Raw genomic sequence first — 21,351 nt, 5'->3', positions numbered from 1 at the left:
GCCTTCCGACCGTAGTGGTGTGGTCAGCAGACTGTCACGTACCGGATCTGCTGCCGGTCACTCCAATCCCCGCCGCGCCGGGCCCGCCGTCACCCCGGCGGCCGCGCCCGTGCACCAGTCGAGGAGGTACCTCGTTGCCCAGCTCCAGCCGTGCCGTCCGCCTCCGACGGTCCCCGACCGCCGGGTCGGCGCTGAGGTCGTCCGCTGGCTGCTCGCCGGACTCCGGCGAGCCTCGCCGCCCCCGTACGCCGATGTCCGGGCTGCCACAGCCGCGGCTCGGGCCGTACCCCGCGCATCCCCGACCCTGCGGTGACCGGACGCCGCACACTCCGCTGCGGCCGATGTGGTGCTGCCGGGCCGACGGCCGGCCGTGGCCGTGCGCGGAGGCCCGGCTGCTGCTCAAGGCGGAGTTCGACGCGGACCCTGCGGCCCTGACCATCTACCTGGCCGGGCTCTACCACGAGGCGGCACACGACCTGTACCAGCTCAACCCCTACGACGGGCCGACGCCACGGGAGCTGTTCGAACGCTTCGTGGCGTGGGGCCCGTTCCGCCGCCCGATGATCGACCCGCCCCCCGACCCGGCTGGGTCCTGACTCGCCCTGTGGTGAGCCGTGGCCGGTGCGCGCGGTGCGTGTGAGCGCCCGGGGTTGGCGCCGAGGGTGTCGCCGTGCCGGTCAGTCCTTCTCGACGGTGACCCTGCTGGGCTTGGCGCTGCGCTCCTCGGTGGTCGGCTTGGTGGGCCGCTTGCCGTTCTCGCTGTTGCTGATGAGCTTGGTTGGGGTGGCGCCCCGGCCGTCCTCGCTCGGTCCGGCGGGCACGGTCACCTCGACCTCCACTTCAGCGCTGGCCTCGCCACCGTCGACGCTGGTCAGCGGCTCGGCCACCGGCCGGGTCGAGCCGTCCCCGGTGACCGGCGCGCTTGGCGTCTGGCCGTCGGCAGCAACGGGGCCGGTGGCGTTCTGCAACCGCAGTTCGGCAACCTGCCGCTGGAGCTCGTCGGACTCCTGCCGGGACTTCCAGGTCTCCTGCCGCAGGTCGGCGAGCTGCTGCTGGGCCTGGGCGATCTCCAGCATCACCTGGGCGAGCTGCTGCCGGCCGGCCGCCGCCTCCTGCTGGGTGGCCGCGAGGTGCTGCTGGGTGGTGGCCAGGTGCTGCTGCGTGGTGGCCGCGTACTCCTCGAACTGGCGGCGGGAGGCCGCGACGTGCTCGTCGGCCTTGCGGCGCTTGTCGCCCGCCTCGGTCTCGGCCCGGCTCAGCAGCGCGGCGGCCTCCTCCTCGGCCCGCACGCGCATGGTCAGCGCGTCCTGCTCGGCCGCCTGCCGGATCGCGTCGGCGCCCTGCTCGATCTCGTTCTTTCGGGTGGTGTACTCGGTCTCGAGCTGGTCGGAACGGGTGGTGAAGCTCGTCTCCAGCTCCTGCTGACGGCCGCTGAAGGTGGTCTCCAGCTCCTGCTGACGACTGGTGAACCCGGTCTCCAGCTCCGACAGGCGGGACTTGTACTGCTTTTCCAGCTCGTCGCGGCGCTTGGCGAACTCCTGCTCGGCGGCTGACCGCCGCTGGGCCAGCTCCCGGTCGGCGGTCTCCCGTCGGGAGTTGACCTCCTGCTCCACCCCGGCCCGCCAGGCGCCCAGCTCCTGCTGGGTCTGTGCCCGCGCGTGCTGCACGTACGCCTCGGTCTCGCTGCGCATGCGCTGGACGTACGACTCCGTCTCCGTCCGGCTGCGCTTGGTCGACTCGGTGGCCTGCGTGACCACCCGCTCGGCCTCCTGCTGCGCCTTGGCCCGGGTGGCCCGCCCGGCCATCGACGCGTCGTCGATGATCTGCTTGGCCTCCCGCTGCGCCTTGGCGTGGGTGGCCCGGCCGGCCTCGGTCGCGCTGTCGGTGAGCCGCTTGGCCTCCTGAAGGGCCTTGGCGTGCACCTCCTTGGCGGCCTCGCGCAGCTCGCCGGCCTCCTGCCGGGCGGTAACCATCACCTCGCGGGCCGCCTCGCGCAGCTTTGTGGACTCCTGCTGTGCGCGGGTGTGGATCTCCTTGGCGGTGTCCCGCAGTTGGGTGGCCTCCTGCTGGGCCTTCTCCAGCGCGTCCTGCGCCGTCTTGCGCAGCTTCGCCGACTCTTCCTTGGCCGAGCGCAGGGTCGATTCCGCCTCGGCGCGCAGGGCGCTGCTGTGCCGCTCCTCCTCCGCGCGCCGCGCGGCGAGGGCGAGCTCGAAATCCTTCAGTGCCCGGGCGGCCTGCTCGCGGGCCTCCTCGATGATGTGCTCGGCGGCGGCGCGACGGGCCTCGATCTCCTCGCTGGCGGCCGAGAGGATCTGCTCGGCCTGCTCCTCGGCGAGGGTGAGGATCGACTCGACCCGGGGACCGAGGTGCCGGAACGAGGCCCGGTCGACCACGTTCATCTGCTTGCGCACCTGGGCGAGATCCCGCTGGAGCACCTCGACCTGGCCGGCCAGCTTGTGGATCTGTGTGTACGCCTGCTCCCGTTCGCCGGCGAGGGTGGCGATCTCGTGCTCGGCACGCGCCACGTACCGGTCGACCTGTCGTTTCTCGTAACCCCGCAGAGCGGACTCGAAGCTGGGCTCCGTGGTCACGTCCCCGCCGAGTGCGAACAGTTCCTCGCCGTGCGACATGCCCCCATCCTCACACGCATCGGGCCCTGCTGGGGCGATACGGACGCCCCTTGTGGGACCTACTTCACTCCGTTGGCGGAGCGGGATGTCAAGGGGTGGGAAACGCATACGGCGCGAGGTGCGACCGGTCACCCGGTGTCACCTCGCGCCGTCGATGCCCCGACCTGACGCCTCGCGTCAGCCGGCGGTCTCCGCGGTCACCCGCTCCTGACCGCCGTCGGCCTTCTTGGCTTCCGGCTTGGCCTCCGCCTTCGCCGGAACGCCCGGAACGATGCCGGCCAGCCCGGAGAGCATCTGACCGAGCTGCGAGGTGACCGCGTCCTTCTGCCGGGTGAGGTCCTCGACCTCGCGGCGGGCGGCCTGCGTGGTCAGCTCCGCCTCGGTGCGGGCCTCGGTGAGCAGGCGCTGCGACTCGGCCTTGGCCTCGTTGAGCGTCTTCTCGGAGAGCGCCTTGGCCTTGTCGATCGTCTCGTTGGCGCTGCGCTCCGACTCGACCCGACGGGCCTCGGCGCGCTGCTCGATCTCCTTGGCGCGCTCCTGCGCGGCCCGGGCCCGCTGCTCGGCCTCGCTGACCATCTTCTGGGTCTGCGCCACCTGGGCGGCGTGCCGCTCGGACTCCTCGCGCTCGGACTTCTCGCGCCGCTCGGCGAGCTGGAGCTCCAGGGCCTGGAGGTCCTTGTCGCGCTTGTCCCGCGCGTCGGTGAGCAGCTTGGTCGCCTCGGCGCGCTTCTCCTCGGCCTCACGGGCCGCCTTGGCCCGCTGCTGAGTGATCTCGCGCTCGGCGGTGGCCCGGAGGGTGGCCACCTCCCGCTCCACGGTCGACTTCAGCTCGGCCACCTCGTGCGCGGTGACGGTACGCAGCTGCTTGGTCTCGCGGTCGGCGTCGGCGCGCAGCGTGTCGGCCTCGCGGCGGGCCTGCACCCGGACCTCGGCGGCCTCCCGCTCGGCGGCGGTGCGCAGGTTGCCGGCCTCGCGCTCGGCGCTGGCCTTCATCGCGGCGGCCTCGGCGCGGGCCTTGTCGGTGATCTCACGGGCCTCGAGGCGGGCGGCGGAGAGGATGCCCTCCGACTCGCGCTTGGCCTCGTTGCGGTGGTCGTTGGCCTGCTCCTCGGCGAGCCGGAGGATCTGCTCGACGCGGGTGCCGAGCCCGGAGAGGGTGGGCCGGCTGTTCTCCTCGAGCTGCTTGTTCGTGTCGGTGAGCTTCTGCTCCAGCGCACTCATGCGCTGTTCGGCTTGGCGGAGCCGACGCTGGGCGTCGTTCATCCGCTGCTCGGCCTCGGCACGGGCCTGCTCGGACTGGGTCAGCGCGGCGGTCATCCGGCCGATGAAGTCGTCGACCTGGTGAGTGTTGTATCCGCGCAGGCCAACGGTGAAATCTGGCTGCGAGTTCGCGTTATCGAAGAACGCGAGAGGGGAGGACTGCTGCTGGGGCATTGGGACATACTGGCAGACGCCCCAGGGTGCTTCGCAAGAGCGGTGCGCAGCTTTCGTGTCCTCTTTACATGGTCAACTTCCGCGCTCGGCGGGGCCGGACCAATCGCCGATCTTGGCAGGTCCCGGGCAGGTCGGACGCCACGCAGCGTGACGCGGAAAAGGGCCACGGGACGTGCCCGTGGCCCTTTGTTCGATCCGGGTGGGTATCCCGCTAATGGCGTCGGAAGAACAATGGCCGTTCACCGCATTGGCCGTCCGGTTGCTTCGTCCGTCCGGCCGGCGCCTCGGTCAGTGCCCCCGGAAGCGGTTGATCGCGTCCTCGTGCCGGGCGCGCAGCTCCCCGTCGCGTACGCCCAGCCCGTCGGCGGGGGCGAGGCAGCGCACCCCGACCTTGCCCTGGTGGGCGTTGCGGTGCACCTCGTACGCCGCCTGCCCGGTCTGCTCGAGCGGGTAGGTGCGGGACACCGTCGGGTGCACCTTGCCGAGCGCGATCAGGCGGTTGGCCTGCCACGCCTCGTGGTAGTTGGCGAAGTGGCTGCCCACGATCCGCTTGAGGTGCATCCACAGGTAGCGGTTGTCGTACTGGTGCTGGAAGCCGCTCGTGGAGGCGCAGGTGACGATGGTGCCGCCGCGCCGGGCCACATAGACGCTCGCGCCGAACGTCTCCCGGCCCGGGTGCTCGAAGACGATGTCCGGGTCCTCGCCTCCGGTCAGCTCGCGGATCCGCTCGCCGAAGCGCTTCCACTCGTCCGGGTCCTGGGTCTCCTCGTCCTTCCAGAACCGGAAGCCCTCCGCCGCCCGGTCGATGACCAGCTCCGCGCCCATCCGGCGGCACAGCTCGGCCTTCTCCGGTGAGGAGACGACGCAGACCGGGATCGCCCCGCCGTTCAGCGCCATCTGGGTGGCGTACCCGCCGAGGCCACCCGAGGCGCCCCAGATCAGCACCACGTCGCCCTGCTTCATGTTGGCCCCGTGGTGCGAGACGAGCTGCCGGTACGCGGTGGAGTTGACCAGACCCGGGCTGGCGGCCTCCTCCCAGCTCAGGTGCCGCGGCTTGGGCATCAGCTGGTTGGCCTTGACCACGGCCAGCTCGGCCAGGCCGCCGAAGTTGGTCTCGAAGCCCCAGATCCGCTGCTGCGGGTCGAGCATCGTGTCGTCGTGGCCGGCCGCGTCCTCCAGCTCGACGGAGAGGCAGTGCGCGACCACCTCGTCGCCGGCGGCCCACCGGGTCACCCCGGGGCCGGTGCGCAGGACCACGCCGGCCGCGTCCGAACCGACGACGTGGTACGGCAGGTCGTGCCGGCGGGTCAGCTCGGAGACCCGGCCGTAGCGCTGGAGGAACTTGAAGGTGGGCAGCGGCTCGAAGATGCTGGTCCACACCGTGTTGTAGTTGATGGCGCTCGCCATGACCGCGACCAGCGCCTCGCCGGGGCCGAGCTCCGGTGTGGGCACCTCCTGCACGTGCAGCGCCTTGCGGGGGTCCTTGTCCCGGGTGGCCATGCCGTCGAACATCCGGGCCTCTTCGGCGCGGACCACCACGCCCCGGTAACTCTCCGGAACGGGCAGCCCGGCGACGCCGGCGAGCTCGCGGTCCGGATCGCTCGATTCCTCCGCCGCCATGATCGCTTCGAGGATGTCCTGCACGGTGACCTCCGGTTCGTCCGCACCCGCACGGGCCCGGGTGCTGCCATCGTCGGCGCCGGTTGGGCACAACCACCATGTCGGCATTCGACACATCCGGCACCGGTCGCGCTCCTGTGGGCCGGGACGTTACTGAACGGTAGCTAAAGCCGGAAGTCCTCTGTGAAAAACTGCATCCGCCGATGCGTGAAGGTGCCCGAGCACCCCGCCATCCGCGCACTCACGTGCTCGCGGACCCTTCCCCAAGCTTGATCGGCTCCAGTTGGCCGGTGTGGCGGTGTCGAGACCGTGCGGACACCGCCACACCAGCGATCTGGAGTCGGTCAAGGGTCAGTGGGCGGGCGCGGGTTCGACGAGTTCGACAAGGACGCCGCCGGCGTCCTTGGGGTGCACGAAGTTGATCCGGGAGTCGGCGGTGCCGCGCCGCGGCGCGTCGTAGAGCAGCCGCATCCCGCGCGCCCGCAGCGCCGCGCAGGCCACGTCGATGTCGACCACGGTGTACGCGACCTGCTGCACGCCCGGCCCGTTGCGGTCCAGGAACCTGGCGATCGTCGACTCCGGGGTGAGCGGGGCCAGCAACTGCACGCAGCCGCCCTCGGCGGTCGGCCCGACGGCCAGCATCGCTTCCCGGACGCCCTGCTCAGCGTTGGTCTCGGTGTGCACGCAGCGCATCCCGAACGTCCGCTGGTAGAAGTCGATCGCGGCGTCCAGGTCGGCCACGGCGATCCCGACGTGGTCAATCTTGCGAAGCCCGATGTCTGTGACGTAGTCCGCACCGGGCTCGGCGGGGGAGTTCTCAGCCATGGCGCTAGTCTGGCCGAACAATCGTTAAGGCGTACAGCTCGGCACCCCCCTCGGAGGCAGGCATGGCTTCGGTGATCGTCAGCGGCGCGCGGACCCCGATGGGCCGGCTGCTGGGCAACCTCAAGGACCTCCCGGCCACGAAGCTCGGCGGGATCGCGATCAAGGCGGCGCTGGAGCGCGCCGGCGTCAGCCCGGACCAGGTCCAGTACGTGATCATGGGCCAGGTGCTGCAGGCCGGCGCCGGCCAGATCCCGGCCCGGCAGGCGGCGGTCGAGGCCGGCGTGCCGATGTCCGTGCCGGCGCTGACCATCAACAAGGTCTGCCTCTCCGGCCTGGACGCGATCGCCCTGGCCGACCAGCTCATCCGGGCCGGCGAGTTCGACATCGTGGTGGCCGGCGGCATGGAGTCGATGACCAACGCCCCGCACCTGCTGCTCGGTCAGCGCTCCGGCTACAAGTACGGCGACGTGGTGGTCAAGGACCACATGGCGCACGACGGGCTCAGCGACGCCTGGGACTGCTGCTCCATGGGCGAGTCCACCGAGCGGCTCGGCACGAAGCACGGCATCTCCCGCGGGGAGCAGGACGCCTTCGCCGCGGCCAGCCACCAGCGGGCCGCCGCCGCGCAGAAGAACGGCCACTTCGCCGACGAGATCACCCCGGTGGTGATCCCGCAGCGCAAGGGCGACCCGCTGGTGATCAGCGAGGACGAGGGCATCCGCCCGGACACCACCGTCGAGTCGCTGGCCAAGTTGCGTCCCGCGTTCACCAAGGACGGCACCATCACCGCCGGCAGTTCCTCGCCGATCTCCGACGGCGCCGCCGCGGTGGTCGTGATGAGCATGGCGAAGGCCAAGGAACTGGGGCTGACCTGGCTCGCCGAGATCGGCGCCCACGGCAACGTGGCGGGCCCGGACAACTCCCTGCACTCGCAGCCGTCCAACGCGATCAACCACGCCCTGAAGAAGGGCGGCCTGAGCGTCGAGGACCTCGACCTCATCGAGATCAACGAGGCGTTCGCCCAGGTCGGCATCCAGTCCACCCGTGATCTGGGCATCAGCCCGGACAAGGTCAACGTCAACGGTGGCGCGATCGCGCTGGGGCACCCGATCGGCATGTCCGGCGCCCGGCTGGTGCTCACCCTCGCGCTGGAGCTGAAGCGCCGGGGCGGCGGCACCGGCGCGGCGGCACTCTGCGGTGGCGGCGGCCAGGGCGACGCGCTGATCATCCACGTTCCGGGTAAGGCTGAGACCGCCCGGTGAGCGAAGCGGCCTCGCATGTTCCGGCGACCGGCGCGCCATCGGTGCGCCGGAGCCGGGACGTACCGCTGCTGGTCGAGCGGGCCCGCGACGGTGACCCCCGCGCGGTGGCCCGACTGATCACGCTGGTGGAGAACGGCGACGACCTGCTGCCGGAGATCGCCGCGGCGCTCGCGCCGTACGCCGGGCAGGCCCAGGTGGTGGGGCTGACCGGTTCACCCGGGGTGGGCAAGTCGACCACCACCAACGAGCTGGTCCGCGCGCTGCGGGCGCGCGGGCACCGGGTCGGAGTGCTGGCGGTCGACCCGTCCAGCCCGTTCACCGGCGGGGCGATCCTCGGCGACCGGGTGCGGATGCAGGACCACGCCACCGACCCGGGCGTCTACATCCGGTCCATGTCCAGCCGGGGGCACCTCGGCGGGCTGGCTGCGGCGACACCGCAGGCGGTCCGGGTGCTGGAGGGCGCCGGCTGCGACGTGGTGCTGGTGGAGACCGTCGGCGTCGGGCAGGCCGAGGTGGAGGTCGCCTCGCTGGCCGACACCACGCTGGTGCTGCTCGCCCCCGGCATGGGTGACGCGATCCAGGCGGTCAAGGCCGGCATCCTGGAGATCGCCGACGTGTTCGTGGTCAACAAGGCCGACCGGGACGGCGCCGACGCCACCGTCCGCGACATCCAGGGCATGATCGCCCTCGGCGAGCGTGGCCCGGGGCAGTGGCGCCCGCAGGTGGTCCGCTCGGTCGCCGCGCGCGGTGAGGGCATCGACGACATCGCCGCCGCGATCGACAAGCACCGTGGCTGGCTGGTCGAGCACGGTGAGCTGCGCCGCCGCCAGGAGGCGAGGGCCGCCGCCGAGATCGAGGCCATCGCGCTGGGCGTGCTCCGCGCCCGGATCGGTTCACTGCGCGACGGTACGGAGCTGGCCACGCTCGCCACCAAGGTGGCGGAGGGCGCGATCGACCCGTACACGGCGGCCGACGAGTTGCTCGCCCAGCTCGCCCGCTGACCGGGGCCTCCCGCTCGTCGACGCCGGGGCCACACGGCCCGCCGCTTCGGCCCTGGCCAGGCCGTGCGAAGCGGTGAGCGTGATACCTCACAGGCATATCTATGACTCACAGGTATATCGCCAACGACAACAGTCGCCGCGGACGGATGGCCCCGGGGCGGGCCGACCCGCGAGGCGGGAAGGTGGTCGTCCATGCTGGACGCCCGGAGGTGAGGGCCGCTCCGGTTTTAGTACGCTCGCAGCGCGTGGCCGGGAGCGAGGCTTCCGCGAAGCGGGCTGACGAGCCGGTCGGTCCACAATGCGTCGGGACCAGGGAGATGTGATCATGACGGACGCGGTGGAGAACGCCAGTGGAGTGCAGCCCGCGACGGGCGCGGTCCGGGGCACCACGTCGGTTTCCGACGAGGTCGTGGAGAAGATCGCCGGAGCTGCCGCTCGTTCGGTGCCGGGCGTCGCCGATCTCGGTGGTGACGTGGCGCGGTTCTTCAACAGCATCCTGGACAAGGTCGGCCTGGACGAGGCGGGCGACGCCCGTCGGGGCGTCTCGGCCGACGTCAACGGCACCTCGGCGGTCATCAACGTGGTCCTGGTGATCGACTCCGGGCAGGTCGTGGCCGACGTGACCGAGGCGGTGCGCGCCGCCGTGATCGAGGCGGTGGAGAAGTACGGCCTGACGGTCACCCAGGTCAACGTCACGGTGGACGACATCGAGCTGAACAAGCCGGGAGTGGCCGGCGCCTGAGGGCCGCCCGGTTACCGGCCGGTTCGGGGCGACTTAGCGATCGTTCAGGCGGGGCCTCTAGACTCGACGTGTAGTCGAGGACCCGAGGAGGAGGCCCGCGGATGAATGCCGACGAGATCGACGCCGGACGGGCGCGCTGGCAGGCCCGGTACGACGCCGCGCGCAAGCGGGACGCGGACTTCACCACGCTCTCCGGGATGCCGGTGGACCCGGTCTACGGGCCGCCGGAGGGCGCCGCCTACCCGGGATTCGAGCGGATCGGCTGGCCGGGCGAGTACCCGTACACCCGGGGCCTGCACCCGACCGGCTACCGCGGGCGGACCTGGACGATCCGGCAGTTCGCCGGCTTCGGCAACGCCCAGCAGACCAACGAGCGCTACAAGATGATCCTCGGCGCCGGCGGCGGTGGCCTCTCGGTCGCGTTCGACATGCCGACCCTGATGGGCCGCGACTCGGACGACCCGCAGGCGCTCGGTGAGGTCGGCCACTGCGGCGTCGCCATCGACACCGCCACCGACATGGAGGCGCTCTTCGACGGCATCGACCTGGCCGGCGTCACCACCTCGATGACCATCTCCGGCCCGGCCGTGCCGGTGTTCTGCATGTACCTGGTCGCCGCCGAGCGGCAGGGCGCCGACCTGTCCAAGCTCGACGGCACGCTGCAGACCGACATCTTCAAGGAGTACATCGCGCAGAAGGAGTGGCTCTTCGACCCCGAGCCGCACCTGCGCCTGATCGGCGACCTGATGGAGTACTGCGCCCGGGAGATCCCGCGCTACAAGCCGCTGTCGGTCTCCGGCTACCACATCCGTGAGGCCGGGTCGACCGCCGCGCAGGAGCTGGCGTACACCCTGGCCGACGGTTTCGGCTACGTCGAGCTGGGGTTGAGCCGCGGGCTGGACGTCAACGTCTTCGCGCCGGGGCTGAGCTTCTTCTTCGACTCGCACGTCGACTTCTTCGAGGAGATCGCCAAGTTCCGCGCCGCCCGCCGGATCTGGGCCCGCTGGCTGCGCGACGTCTACGGAGCGACCAGCGAGAAGGCCCTCTGGCTGCGGTTCCACACGCAGACCGCCGGGGTGTCGCTGACCGCACAGCAGCCGGTCAACAACGTCGTACGCACCGCCGTCGAGGCGTTGGCCGCCGTGCTCGGCGGCACCAACTCGCTGCACACCAACGCGCTGGACGAGACCCTGGCCCTGCCCACCGACGAGTCCGCCGAGATCGCCCTGCGTACCCAGCAGGTGCTGATGGAGGAGACCGGCGTGGTCAACGTGGCCGACCCACTCGGCGGCTCCTGGTACGTGGAGGCGCTGACCGACAAAATCGAGGCCGAGGCGGAGGAGATCTTCGCCCGGATCCGGCAGCTCGGCGGGGAGGGCCCGCACCAGATCGGCCCGATGACCTCCGGCATCCTGCGCGGCATCGAGGACGGCTGGTTCACCGGGCACATCGCCGAGTCGGCCTTCGTCTACCAGCAGGCGTTGGAGAAGGGCGACAAGAAGATCGTCGGCGTCAACTGCCACACCGGCACGGTCGCCAAGGAGCTGGAGATCCTGCGCATCTCGCACGAGGTGGAGCTGGAGCAGCGCCGGGTGCTGGCCGAGCGCAAGGGCGCCCGGGACGAGTCCGCGGTCCGCGCGGCGGTCGCCCGGATGGTCGATGTCAGCCGCACCGACGAGAACATGATCCCCGCCATGCTCGACGCCGTCCGCGCCGAAGCCACCCTCGGCGAGATCTGCGACGCCCTCCGCGCCGAGTGGGGCACCTACCGGGAGCCGGCCCGCTTCTGAGCCCGTCCGCCAACCCCCGCCGATCGTGTACGTGCCGCCCCGACAGTCGCCGCAGATGCCGCGTCTCCGGGACGGAAAGTGCGTGATCACGGGGGTTGGGGGCGGCCCGGGCCGGTGCGCGTGAGAGTTGCAACGTCCCAGTTGCGGGTGAGCGGAGATCGCGCGCTCACGTGCGAGACTAGGTAACCATGAGCGACCCACGGATCACCTCGTCGATCTTCACCCGCGGCGCGGTCGACCTCAGCACGCTGCGTGGCCCCGCACCAGCCAGTACCCGCCCCGGCACACCCCCGCAGGGCGGCCCGTCCGCCGGTAATCCCGGCGCACCCGCCGCCGGCGGCAACGCCGCCATCGTCGACGTCACCGAGGCGAGCATCCAGTCGGACGTGCTCGAGCGGTCGATGGCCATGCCCGTCATCGTCTTCTTCGGCGCGGCCGGCTTCCCGGAGAGCGACGAGTTCGCCCCGGTGCTGGAGCGGCTGGCCGCCGAGAGCGGCGGCACGTGGGTGCTGGCACGGGTCGACGTGCAGGAAAATCCCCGGATCGCCCAGATGTTCCGGGTCCAGGGCATCCCCATGGTCTACGCGGTGGTCGGCGGCCAGCCGATCGACGCCTTCTCCGGCGTGGTGCCGGAGGCGCAGCTGCGCCAGTGGCTCCAGGCCGTGCTCAAGGCCGGTGGCGTGGCCGTCGCCGAGCCGGAGGACCCCCGCCTCGACGAGGCGGACGACGCGCTGATGAGCGGCGATCTCGACGCCGCCGAGCAGGCGTACCGCAAGATCCTGGCCGACAGCCCGGCGGACGCCGCGGCCGAGGCGGGTCTGGCCCAGGTCGGCGTTGCCCGCCGCGTGGCCGGCGCCGACCCGGCGACCGCGCTGGCCGCCGCCGAGAGCGCCCCCGACGACGTGGCGGCCCAGTTGCTGGCCGCCGACATCGAGGTGCTCAGCGGCCTGGCCGAGCAGGCGTACGCCCGGCTCGTCGGCCTGGTCCGGCGCACCGCCGGCGAGGACCGCGAGACGGTACGCCAGCACCTGGTCTCCCTGTTCACCATCGCCGGCCCGGATGATCCGGCGGTCGCCGCGGCGCGCCGGGCCCTGGCCAGCGCCCTGTTCTGAGTTCGTAGCACGCCAGCGCGGGCCGGCGTTCCGGCCGGCCCGCCCGACCACCGAGGACGGGAGCTCATGATGCGCCGGATCGCCGTCCTCGACGCGCCGACAAATCTCGGTCTGCGGCCGCCGACGTCCACGTCGGTCCCCGGCTGCGCCAAGGCGCCCGGCGCCCTGCGCGACCACGACCTGCTGGCCCGCCTGCGGGCCCGCGACGCCGGCTGCCTCACCCCACCCCGGTACGACCCGGGTGACTGGCGGCCCGGCGACGGGGTGTGCCACGCCCGGGAGATCGCCGACTACTCGCTGGCGCTCGCCGAGCGGATCGGCTCGATCATCGACCGGGGGGAGTTCCCGGTGGTGCTGGGCGGCGACTGCTCCGTGCTGCTCGGCTCGGCGCTGGCCATGCACCGTCTCGGCGAGGCGGTCGGCGGGCGGATCGGGCTGGTCTTCGTGGACGGGCACTCCGACTTCCGGCACCCCGGCAACGCCTCCTACGTGGGTGCGGCAGCCGGGGAGGACCTGGCCCTGGTCACCGGGCGCGGGCAGGCCGACCTGGCCGCGTTGGAGGGGCGCCGACCCTACTTCCGCGACATCGACGTGGTGGTGCTCGGCATCCGGGCGCAGGACGAGTACCGGCTCGACCTCCAGGCCGCCGGGATCATCACCCGGCCGGTGCCCGCGCTGCGCGCCGAGGGCGCCGCCCGGACGGCCCAGTGGGCGCACGAGCAGCTCGCCGACTGCGCGGGCTACTGGGTGCACATCGACGTGGACGTGCTCGACCCGGCGGTGATGCCCGCCGTGGACGCTCCGGACCCGGGCGGGATCGCCTTCGCCGAGCTGGAGATCCTGCTCGCCGGCCTGGTCGACACCCCGCACTGTCTCGGCGTCGAGCTCACCGTCTTCGACCCCGACTACGACCCGGACGGCTCCTACGCGGCCGAGATCGTCAACACCGTCGTGGCCGGCCTGGCCCCGGTGACCGCCCCCGAGGCGGTGCCGCCCCGGTTGCTGTCGGCCCGGCCGGCTCCCGCGCCGAGGCGCGGCAACGGCCGTCCCGGGGTCGGCCCCGCCCGGCCCGATGAACCTCGACCCGCCGCAGGTGACACGGCCGACGCCTCCGGCGTCCACCCCGCAGGGCGCCGGCCGCCCTTCGACGACCTCGCCCCGGCCGAGTCGGGGCCCCTCGGCACCCTCGCGCCCGTGCAGACGGAGCCGCTCGGCGCCCTCGCGCCGGTGCAGGCAGGGCCGGTGGGCGGTGACCCGGGCCACGAGGGCCGCTCGGACCGGGAGCACACGCACGTCGCGCCTCCGGTCGAGCGGGAACCGGTCGGCCCGCCCGCGTCGGCCGGCCCGGGTCTGCTGCGGCGACCCTCGCCGCCCGCCTCGGACCCCACCGACCGCCCCAACGCCGACACGGCCTGACCCGCCGGCCGCACCAACCAGGGGCGGCGCCTGTTCAGGATCGACACGGCGTCGCCGATGTCGGGGTGTCCAGGTGGCTCGGATACCCCGACATCGGTGACATCGAGTGGATCAGCGCAGCGCTCGGTGGGTCAGCGGGCCGGGAGGGCGCGCAGGAAGCGCTCGGCGATCGGGACGGCGGACGCGGTGCTGGCGCCGCCCTTCTCGACGAAGACGGCGAACGCGACGTCACCCCGCCAGCCCACGAACCAGGCGTGCGTGTGGGCCGGGTTGTCGTCGTACTCGGCGGTGCCGGTCTTGCCGTACACCTCGCCGCCCGGCACGTCCTTCAGCGCGCTGCCGGTGCCGGCGGTGACCACCTCGCGCATCATCGTGCGCAGCGCCGCGACCGACTCCGCCTTGAGCGGCTCGCCGGCCGCGGCCGGCTTGGCCGGCGCCGGGTCGACCAGCAGCTTCGGCTGCTCGAAGCGGCCCCGGGCGACCGCGGCGGTGGCGCCGGCCATCGCCAACGGGCTGACCAGGGTGGTGCCCTGCCCGAAGGAGGCGGCGGCCTGCTCGGCCGGGCTGCCGCCCGCCGACACCTTGCCGGTGAACGCGTCCGTGCCGAGGTCCCACTGACCCTCCAGGCCCAGCGAGCGGCCGGCGGCGGCCAGCCCGTCACCGCCCAGCTTCGGGGCCAGCGCGGCGAAGGCCGTGTTGCAGGACTTGGCGAAGTCGGTGCGGAACGGCACCGGGCCGAGTGCGAAGTTGTCCGAGTTCTTGAAGGACCGACCGTCCACGGTGAAGGTCTTCGGGCAGTTCACCGGCCCGTCCAGGGTGACCGCCCCCCGATCCAGCAGGCCCAGCGCGCTGACCATCTTGAACGTCGAGCCCGGCGGCACCTGGGCGTCGAAGGCCAGGTTCTCCCCGGCCGGCCCGGGGCCGTTCGCCGCGGCGAGCACCGCGCCGTCGCTGATCCGCACCGCCACCAGCGCCGACCGGCGCGCCTCGGCACGCAGCGCCCCGTCGGCGGCGTTCTGGGCGGCCACGTCCAGGGTGGTCTTCAACGGCTGCCCGGGCTGCGGCTCCCGGCGGAACAGCTCGGCGCCGGTGGGCGCGAGCTTGCCGTCCTCGGCGGGGCGCTCGACCAGCACGGTGACACCCGGGGCGCCGCGCAGCCGCTCGTCGTAGCGGCCCTGGAGCCCGCCGTGCCCGACCAGGTCACCGGCGACGTACCGGTCGGGGTGCGCGGCCAGGTCGTCGGCCTGCGCCGGGTCGACCGAGCCGAGCAGCGCCCGGGCGAACTCCCGGGTCGGTGCCAGGTCGAGCTTGTCGGAAATGAACTTGGTGCCGGGCAGGTCGTAGATCCTGGGCTTGATCTGCCGGTACGCCTCGTCGCGCAGCGTCACCACCTCGACGAAGTCACCCGGCTGGGCCTTTGCCACCCGCGCGGGCAGGTCCGCCAGGTCGACCGCGGGGACCAGCGCCGGGCGGATCGCCTTGAAGGCCGCGTCGAGGTCCTTGACCAGCTTCTTGACGTCGGTGACCTCGCTGGGCTGCACGCCCACCCGGACCACCGGGCGGGGTGCCACGATCGGCTGGCCCGCGGCGTCCAGCAGCCCGGCCCGGGGACCGGTGTCGCGGCGCAGCGCCAGCCGGTCACCCTTGGTGAGCTGTTCGTGAACCACCCGGGGCTCCCAGATCACCTGCCACTGGTCGTCGTCGCCGTGGGTGAGCCGCACCTCCCGGTCGTACGCCCAGCGGGTGTCGCCCGGCAGGGGCCACTCCACGTGAATGGTCGCGGTCGCCGTGTCGGCGGTGACCTTCGGCTCGCCCCGGCGGGTCAGCGTGGGCGGGGTGGCCGCCAGCTCGCCGGAGAGCTCCTTGATCTCGCGCGTCACCTCGGCCGCCGGCAGTTTGCCGCCGGTGGTGTCGACCAGCCCGACCGCCTGGAGGTCACCACTGCGCCAGCCGGAGAGGAAGGCGTCGACGGTGCGCTGCGGCCCGTCCTCGCCCGAGCAGGCGGCCAGGAGACCGGCGCTGAGCAGGGTCGCGGCGAGGGCGGCGAGGCCGCGCCGGTGATTCGGTCGGTGGGGCCGGGGGTAGGACAAGGGCATGGAGCGGGTCCTTCCGATCTCGGACTGCCCCTGCACGGTAGTACGCGCAGGGTGTCCGGACCGTCCCGTGCTGCCGCCCCACGTGTGGAAAGACGGACCGCGCCGGTGTGATGAACATCGCGTAGGGGGGTATCCCGCAACCGGCCAACCTCGGACCCGCAACGGGTGAAAGGACAGAGTCCCGATCCGGACGTCCGGCCGGTGGTCCACCGACGAAGGCGCAGAGCGGTAGGGCCTAGGCTGGGCGGCAGAGTGACCCACAACGCGGTGGGTCGAGGGGAGTGGCACCGATGGACCGGCGTCCGGCGATCAAACCGGAACCCGACCTCCGGCAGGATGACTCCGGCCGGGACGACGACAGCTTCGATTCCGCGACCGACGGGGACGGCAACGGCCGGCTCGACACGGGAGTGACCGGGCTGACCGGGTCGAGCATTGACACCATCTACGAGCTGGGCCTGCCGACAGAGGCGTTGGCCGACGACGTGGAGGACGCCGAGCTCGACGAACCGGTGCCCAACGCGGAGCGCCTGGTGGCCCAGGCTGTCGCGCTCGCCGGCGACGACCACGACGCCGCGACCCTGGTGGGGCGTTTCTGGCGGTTCGCCCCGGACGAGGAGCTGGTCGGCTTCACGGCGGAGGAGATGCTCGACGCCGCCCGCGCGCACCGGGATCTCGCCCAGCAGCGGGTGCCCGGCGAGCTGAAGCTGCGGATCCACGAACCACACGAGGACCAGCACCACACGGTCGTCGAGATCGTCACCGACGACATGCCCTTCCTCGTCGACTCGGTGACCGCGCTGCTCATCTCGTACCACCTCGACGTGCACCTGCTGGTGCACCCGCTGGTCGTCGTCCGGCGCGAGCCGCTGGGCCGTCTCACCGAGGTCTCCGCGGACGTGGAGCCGGACGACGCGATCGCCGGCGACATCATCGAGAGCTGGATGCGGATCGAGATCGACCCGGTCCGGGACGCGGCCGAGCGGGAGCGTCTGCGTCGTGAGTTGCAGCGGGTGCTCACCGACGTGCGCGAGGCGGTGGAGGACTGGCCGAAGATGCGCCAGCGCGCCCTGGCCCTGGCCGACGAGTTGGCCGCCGCCCGTACCTCGGACAATCGCCCGCCGGTGCCGGAGAAGGACATCACGGACTCGGTGGAGCTGCTGCGCTGGCTCGCCCAGGACCACTTCACCTTCCTCGGCTACCGCGAGTACCGGTTGGTGGACGCACCCGGCGGCGACGGCGCCGACGCGGTCGACGGCCAGGCGCTGGAGGCGGTGCTCGGCACCGGTCTCGGCATCCTGCGGTCGGATTCCCCGGAGGCCCGTTCGCTGTCCTCGATGACGCCCGAGGCCCACGAGAAGGTGCTGGAGAAGCGCCTGCTCATCATCACCAAGGCCAACTCGCGGGCCACCGTGCACCGCTCGGCGTACCTGGACTACATCGGCTTCAAGATCTTCAACGAGGCCGGCGAGGTGATCGGCGAACGGCGCTTCCTGGGGCTGTTCTCCACCGCCGCGTACCGCACCAGCGTGCGGGAGCTGCCGGTGGTGCGCCGGAAGGTGGCCGAGGTCCTGGACCGTTCCGGCCTGAGCCGGCGCAGCCACTCCGGCAAGGACCTGCTCCAGATTCTGGAGACCTACCCGCGCGACGAGCTGTTCCAGATCAAGACCGACGACCTGTACCACGCGGTGATCGGCGTGCTGCGGATGGCCGGCCGCCGGCAGCTGCGGGTCTTCCTGCGCCGGGACGCCTACGGGCGGTTCATCTCCTGCCTGATCTACCTGCCCCGGGACCGGTTCACCACGCAGAACCGGCTGCGGATGCAGGACATCCTGCTGCGTGAGCTGAACGGTGTCGGGGTGGACTACACCACCCGGGTCACCGAGTCGATGCTGGCGCGGGTCCACTTCATCGTCCGCACCGACCCGACTCGGCCGCCCGGCGAGATCGACGCCGACCTGCTCGCCGAGGAGCTGGCCGACGCCACCCGGCTCTGGGACGACGACTACCGGCTGGTGCTGGAGCGCAAGCTCGGCGACGAGCAGGCCAAGCACCTGTTCGCCCGCTACGCCGACGCGTTCCCCGAGGGCTACAAGGACGGGCACACGCCGTACGAGGCGATGAAGGACCTGGCCAAGCTGGAGCTGCTGGAGGAGCCCGGCCAGCTCGAGATGCACCTGTTCCGCAAGCAGCTCGCACCCCGGCCCGGCACCCGCGTTCCGGGTGCGGACCTGGTCGAGGCCATGGACGTCCGGTTCAAGGTCTACCGGTACGGCGAGCCGATGATGCTCTCCGCAGTCCTGCCGGTGCTGCACTCGCTCGGCGTCCGCGTGGTCGACGAGCACCCGTACGAGGTGGACCGGATCGACGGCCGGGTGTACCTCTACGACTTCGGCCTCCTGCTGCCCGAGGGGCACCAGGAGCTGGCCGAGGTGCGCCCGCACGTGGAGAACGCGTTCGCGGCGGCCTGGCGCGGCGAGGCCGAGGTGGACCGGTTCAACGAGCTGGTGCTGCGCGGCGGGCTGACCTGGCGACAGGTGGTGGTGCTGCGGGCGTACGCCAAGTACCTGCGGCAGGCCGGCACGGTCTTCTCGCAGGACTACATGGAGCAGACCTTCATCGCGTACCCGAAGCTCGCCGCGCTGCTGGTGGAGCTCTTCGAGACCCGGTTCGCGCCGGGTGAGCTCAGCACCGAGCAGCGCCAGCAGCGCAGCGGTGAGCTGGTGGAGACGATCCGGGCCGCGCTGGACGACGTGGCCAGCCTCGACCAGGACCGGATCCTGCGCTCGTACCTGACCCTGATCGAGGCCACCCTGCGGACGAGCTTCTACCAGAAGCGCGCGGACGGGCGGCCGAAGGCGTACGTGGCCTTCAAGCTCGACCCGCAGGCCCTTCCGGACCTGCCGGCCCCACGGCCGAAGTTCGAGATCTTCGTCTACTCGCCCCGGTTCGAGGGCGTGCACCTGCGGTTCGGGCCGGTGGCCCGGGGCGGGCTGCGCTGGTCCGACCGTCGGGAGGACTTCCGCACCGAGGTGCTCGGCCTGGTCAAGGCGCAGATGGTGAAGAACACCGTGATCGTGCCGGTGGGCGCCAAGGGCGGCTTCGTGCTGAAGCAGAAGCCGGGCGACCGGGACGAGGCGGTCGCCTGCTACCAGGAGTTCGTCGGCGCGATGCTGGACGTCACCGACAACATCGCCAGCGGGCAGATCGTGCCGCCCGTCGACGTGGTCCGGCACGACGGCGACGACCCGTACCTGGTGGTGGCGGCGGACAAGGGCACGGCGACGTTCTCCGACATCGCCAACGAGATCTCCAAGGCCCACAACTTCTGGATGGGCGACGCGTTCGCCTCCGGCGGTTCGGCCGGCTACGACCACAAGAAGATCGGGATCACGGCGCGGGGCGCCTGGGAGTCGGTCAAGCGGCACTTCCGGGAGTTGGGCCTGGACACCCAGACCCAGGACTTCACCGTGGTCGGTGTCGGCGACATGTCCGGCGACGTGTTCGGAAACGGGATGCTGCTCTCCGAGCACATCCGGCTGGTGGCCGCCTTCGACCACCGGCACATCTTCCTGGACCCGGACCCGGACCCGGCCACCTCGTACGCGGAGCGCCGGCGGCTGTTCGACCTGTCCCGGTCCTCGTGGGAGGACTACAACCGGGAGCTGATCTCGGCGGGCGGCGGCATCTTCTCGCGTACCGCCAAGTCCATCCCGATCACGCCGCAGGTCCGGGCGGCCATCGGCCTCGACGACGACGTCACGCAGATGTCGCCGCAGGAGCTGATGAAGGCGATCCTGACCGCGCCGGTGGACCTGTTCTGGAACGGCGGCATCGGCACCTACGTCAAGGCGTCCAGCCAGACCAACGCCGAGGTGGGCGACAAGTCCAACGACGCGATCCGGGTGGACGGGCGCAGCCTGCGCTGCCGGGTGGCGGGCGAGGGCGGCAACCTGGGCTGGACCCAGCTCGGCCGGATCGAGTACGCGTTGACCGGTGGCCGGATCTACACCGACTTCATCGACAACGCGGCCGGGGTGGACACCTCCGACCACGAGGTGAACATCAAGATCCTGCTGAACACCGCGGTCGCCGACGGGGAGCTGACCACGGCTGCCCGGGACGAGCTGCTGGCCGAGATGACCGACGAGGTCGCGGAGCTGGTGCTGCGGGACAACTACGACCAGGCACGGGCGATCAACAACGCCCAGGCCCAGGCCGCCTCGCTGCTCCCGGTGCACCGCCGGATGATCAATGATCTGGAGCGCTCGGGCGCGTTGGACCGGGCACTGGAGGCGCTGCCGCCGGACGAGGAACTGGCGGTCCGCAGCGAGTCCGGCCTGACCGCGCCGGAGTTCGCGGTGCTGCTCGCGTACGTGAAGATCGTCCTGGAACGGGAGATCCTCACCGAGGGGCTGGCCGACGAGGAGTGGACGACCGAGGTTCTGGTCAACTACTTCCCGACGCCGATGCGCGAGCGGTTCGCCGACCGGATGGGCCGGCACCGGCTGCGCCGGGACATCGTCACCACCGTGCTGGTCAACGAGGCGATCAACCGGGGTGGCATCTCGTTCGTCTTCCGAGTGGTCGAGGAGACCGCGGCCAGCGCGGCCGACGTCATCCGCGCCTACGTGGTGGTCAGCGAGGTGTTCGGGCTGCGCGAGCTGTGGGACGCGGTCGAGGCGCTGGACAACAAGGTGGCGCCGGAACTGCAGACGAACGTCTACCTGGACACCCGGCGGCTGCTCGACCGCGCGGTGCGGTGGCTGGTCTCCAACCGGCGCTCGCCGATCGACGTGCCGGGCGAGATCGCCCGGCTGCGCGACGGGGTCTCCCGGCTGTTGCCGGGGCTGGAGGAGCTGTTCTACGGCACCGAGCGGCAGGCCATCGTGGCGCACATCGACTCGATGACCGAGCGTGGGCTGCCCCGGGAGCTGGCGGAACGCGCCACCCGGCTGATGTACAGCTTCGGTCTGATGGACGTGGTGGAGACCGCGACCCGCAGTGAGCGGGACGTCAGCGAGGTGGCCTCGGTCTACTTCGTGCTCTCCGACCTGTTCCGGGTGGACTCGCTGCTGTCGAAGATCTCCCTGCTGCCGCGGGAGGACCGCTGGCAGACGCTGGCCCGGATGGCGCTGCGCTACGACCTGTACGCCGCGCTCGCCGCGCTCACCGCGGAGGTGCTCGACTCCACCCCGGACGAGCTGCCGCCGCACGAGCGGGTGCAGCAGTGGGAGCAGTCGAACGCCACCTCCATCCACCGCGCCCGCCGGGCCATGGGGGAGTTCGACGAGTCGCGGGCGGATCTCGCCGCCCTGTCGGTGCTGCTGCGCCAGATCCGCACGCTGGTGCGGACCTCCGCCGCCGCCTGAGTCGGTACGCCGGACGCGGTCCGGCCGGTCGGGGTGACCCGACCGGCCGGA

General features: G+C 71.9%; 12 protein-coding genes and 1 pseudogene. 8 read left to right on the top strand and 5 right to left on the bottom strand.

The genetic code is table 11. The features are described from left to right. Positions 1-251 precede the first annotated feature (251 nt). Positions 252-596: a hypothetical protein gene (locus AB0K07_RS28260; protein ID WP_363759767.1), complete on the top strand. Its 345-nt coding sequence runs from the start codon at positions 252-254 to the stop codon at positions 594-596. Positions 597-677: 81 nt separating this feature from the next. On the opposite strand, the gene AB0K07_RS28255 is transcribed toward AB0K07_RS28260, so the two are convergent. From AB0K07_RS28255 to mce, 4 genes are all read right to left on the bottom strand, one after another. Further along, on the bottom strand, positions 678-2,630 hold the full coding sequence (locus AB0K07_RS28255) for a hypothetical protein (RefSeq protein ID WP_363759764.1): 1,953 nt from the start codon (positions 2,628-2,630) through the stop codon (positions 678-680). Positions 2,631-2,807: 177 nt separating this feature from the next. Next, on the bottom strand, positions 2,808-4,064 hold the full coding sequence (locus AB0K07_RS28250; RefSeq protein WP_363759761.1) for a cell division protein DivIVA: 1,257 nt from the start codon (positions 4,062-4,064) through the stop codon (positions 2,808-2,810). 288 nt (positions 4,065-4,352) lie between these two features. Continuing rightward, entirely contained in the window at positions 4,353-5,708 is a 1,356-nt protein-coding gene (gene ccrA / locus AB0K07_RS28245; RefSeq protein ID WP_363759822.1) for a crotonyl-CoA carboxylase/reductase, read from the bottom strand. Positions 5,709-6,035: 327 nt separating this feature from the next. After that, on the bottom strand, positions 6,036-6,509 hold the full coding sequence (gene mce, locus AB0K07_RS28240; protein ID WP_363759758.1) for a methylmalonyl-CoA epimerase: 474 nt from the start codon (positions 6,507-6,509) through the stop codon (positions 6,036-6,038). A 62-nt stretch (positions 6,510-6,571) separates the two neighbouring features. On the opposite strand from mce, the gene AB0K07_RS28235 reads away from it, so the two are divergent. The 6 genes and pseudogenes from AB0K07_RS28235 to AB0K07_RS28210 all read left to right on the top strand — a co-directional run. Beyond that, positions 6,572-7,771 carry an acetyl-CoA C-acetyltransferase gene (locus tag AB0K07_RS28235; protein ID WP_363759755.1) on the top strand — a complete coding sequence of 400 codons (1,200 nt, stop codon included), beginning with the start codon at positions 6,572-6,574 and terminating at the stop codon, positions 7,769-7,771. Beyond that, entirely contained in the window at positions 7,768-8,772 is a 1,005-nt protein-coding gene (meaB, locus tag AB0K07_RS28230) for a methylmalonyl Co-A mutase-associated GTPase MeaB (RefSeq protein ID WP_363759752.1), read from the top strand. The genes AB0K07_RS28235 and meaB overlap by 4 nt, the downstream gene beginning before the upstream one ends. Positions 8,773-9,097: 325 nt before the next feature. Beyond that, positions 9,098-9,514 (top strand): Asp23/Gls24 family envelope stress response protein, encoded by a 417-nt coding sequence (locus AB0K07_RS28225; protein WP_363759749.1) that lies wholly within the window; start codon positions 9,098-9,100, stop codon positions 9,512-9,514. Between the two features lie 101 nt (positions 9,515-9,615). Further along, entirely contained in the window at positions 9,616-11,304 is a 1,689-nt protein-coding gene (locus AB0K07_RS28220; RefSeq protein ID WP_363759746.1) for a methylmalonyl-CoA mutase family protein, read from the top strand. 188 nt (positions 11,305-11,492) lie between these two features. Continuing rightward, positions 11,493-12,416 (top strand): tetratricopeptide repeat protein, encoded by a 924-nt coding sequence (locus AB0K07_RS28215; protein WP_363759743.1) that lies wholly within the window; start codon positions 11,493-11,495, stop codon positions 12,414-12,416. 66 nt (positions 12,417-12,482) lie between these two features. Next, positions 12,483-13,451 (top strand): annotated as a pseudogene (locus tag AB0K07_RS28210) (arginase family protein); the annotation flags it as partial. Positions 13,452-13,963: 512 nt separating this feature from the next. Here AB0K07_RS28210 and AB0K07_RS28205 read toward each other — a convergent pair. Beyond that, a complete protein-coding gene (locus tag AB0K07_RS28205; RefSeq protein ID WP_363759740.1) occupies positions 13,964-15,928 on the bottom strand; it encodes a penicillin-binding transpeptidase domain-containing protein in 1,965 nt (654 codons plus the stop codon). A 290-nt stretch (positions 15,929-16,218) separates the two neighbouring features. On the opposite strand from AB0K07_RS28205, the gene AB0K07_RS28200 reads away from it, so the two are divergent. Further along, the gene (locus AB0K07_RS28200; RefSeq protein WP_363759737.1) at positions 16,219-21,300 is read left to right on the top strand and encodes an NAD-glutamate dehydrogenase; all 5,082 of its coding nucleotides are present in this window, start codon (positions 16,219-16,221) and stop codon (positions 21,298-21,300) included. Positions 21,301-21,351 lie beyond the last annotated feature (51 nt).

Origin of the sequence: Micromonospora sp. NPDC049301 (assembly GCF_040678715.1) — a bacterium.
GTDB lineage: Bacteria > Actinomycetota > Actinomycetes > Mycobacteriales > Micromonosporaceae > Micromonospora.
The sequence above is the reverse complement of the archived record's forward strand: the minus strand, read 5'-3'. Positions and strand labels throughout refer to the sequence as shown.

Coding starts and splice junctions, on each gene's coding strand:
- AB0K07_RS28260 (WP_363759767.1), top strand. CDS start 252: ATGTCCGGGCTGCCACAGCCGCGGCTCGGGCCGTACCCCGCGCATCCC.
- AB0K07_RS28255 (WP_363759764.1), bottom strand. CDS start 2,630: ATGTCGCACGGCGAGGAACTGTTCGCACTCGGCGGGGACGTGACCACG.
- AB0K07_RS28250 (WP_363759761.1), bottom strand. CDS start 4,064: ATGCCCCAGCAGCAGTCCTCCCCTCTCGCGTTCTTCGATAACGCGAAC.
- mce (WP_363759758.1), bottom strand. CDS start 6,509: ATGGCTGAGAACTCCCCCGCCGAGCCCGGTGCGGACTACGTCACAGAC.
- AB0K07_RS28235 (WP_363759755.1), top strand. CDS start 6,572: ATGGCTTCGGTGATCGTCAGCGGCGCGCGGACCCCGATGGGCCGGCTG.
- AB0K07_RS28225 (WP_363759749.1), top strand. CDS start 9,098: ATGACGGACGCGGTGGAGAACGCCAGTGGAGTGCAGCCCGCGACGGGC.
- AB0K07_RS28220 (WP_363759746.1), top strand. CDS start 9,616: ATGAATGCCGACGAGATCGACGCCGGACGGGCGCGCTGGCAGGCCCGG.
- AB0K07_RS28215 (WP_363759743.1), top strand. CDS start 11,493: ATGAGCGACCCACGGATCACCTCGTCGATCTTCACCCGCGGCGCGGTC.
- AB0K07_RS28205 (WP_363759740.1), bottom strand. CDS start 15,928: ATGCCCTTGTCCTACCCCCGGCCCCACCGACCGAATCACCGGCGCGGC.
- AB0K07_RS28200 (WP_363759737.1), top strand. CDS start 16,219: ATGGACCGGCGTCCGGCGATCAAACCGGAACCCGACCTCCGGCAGGAT.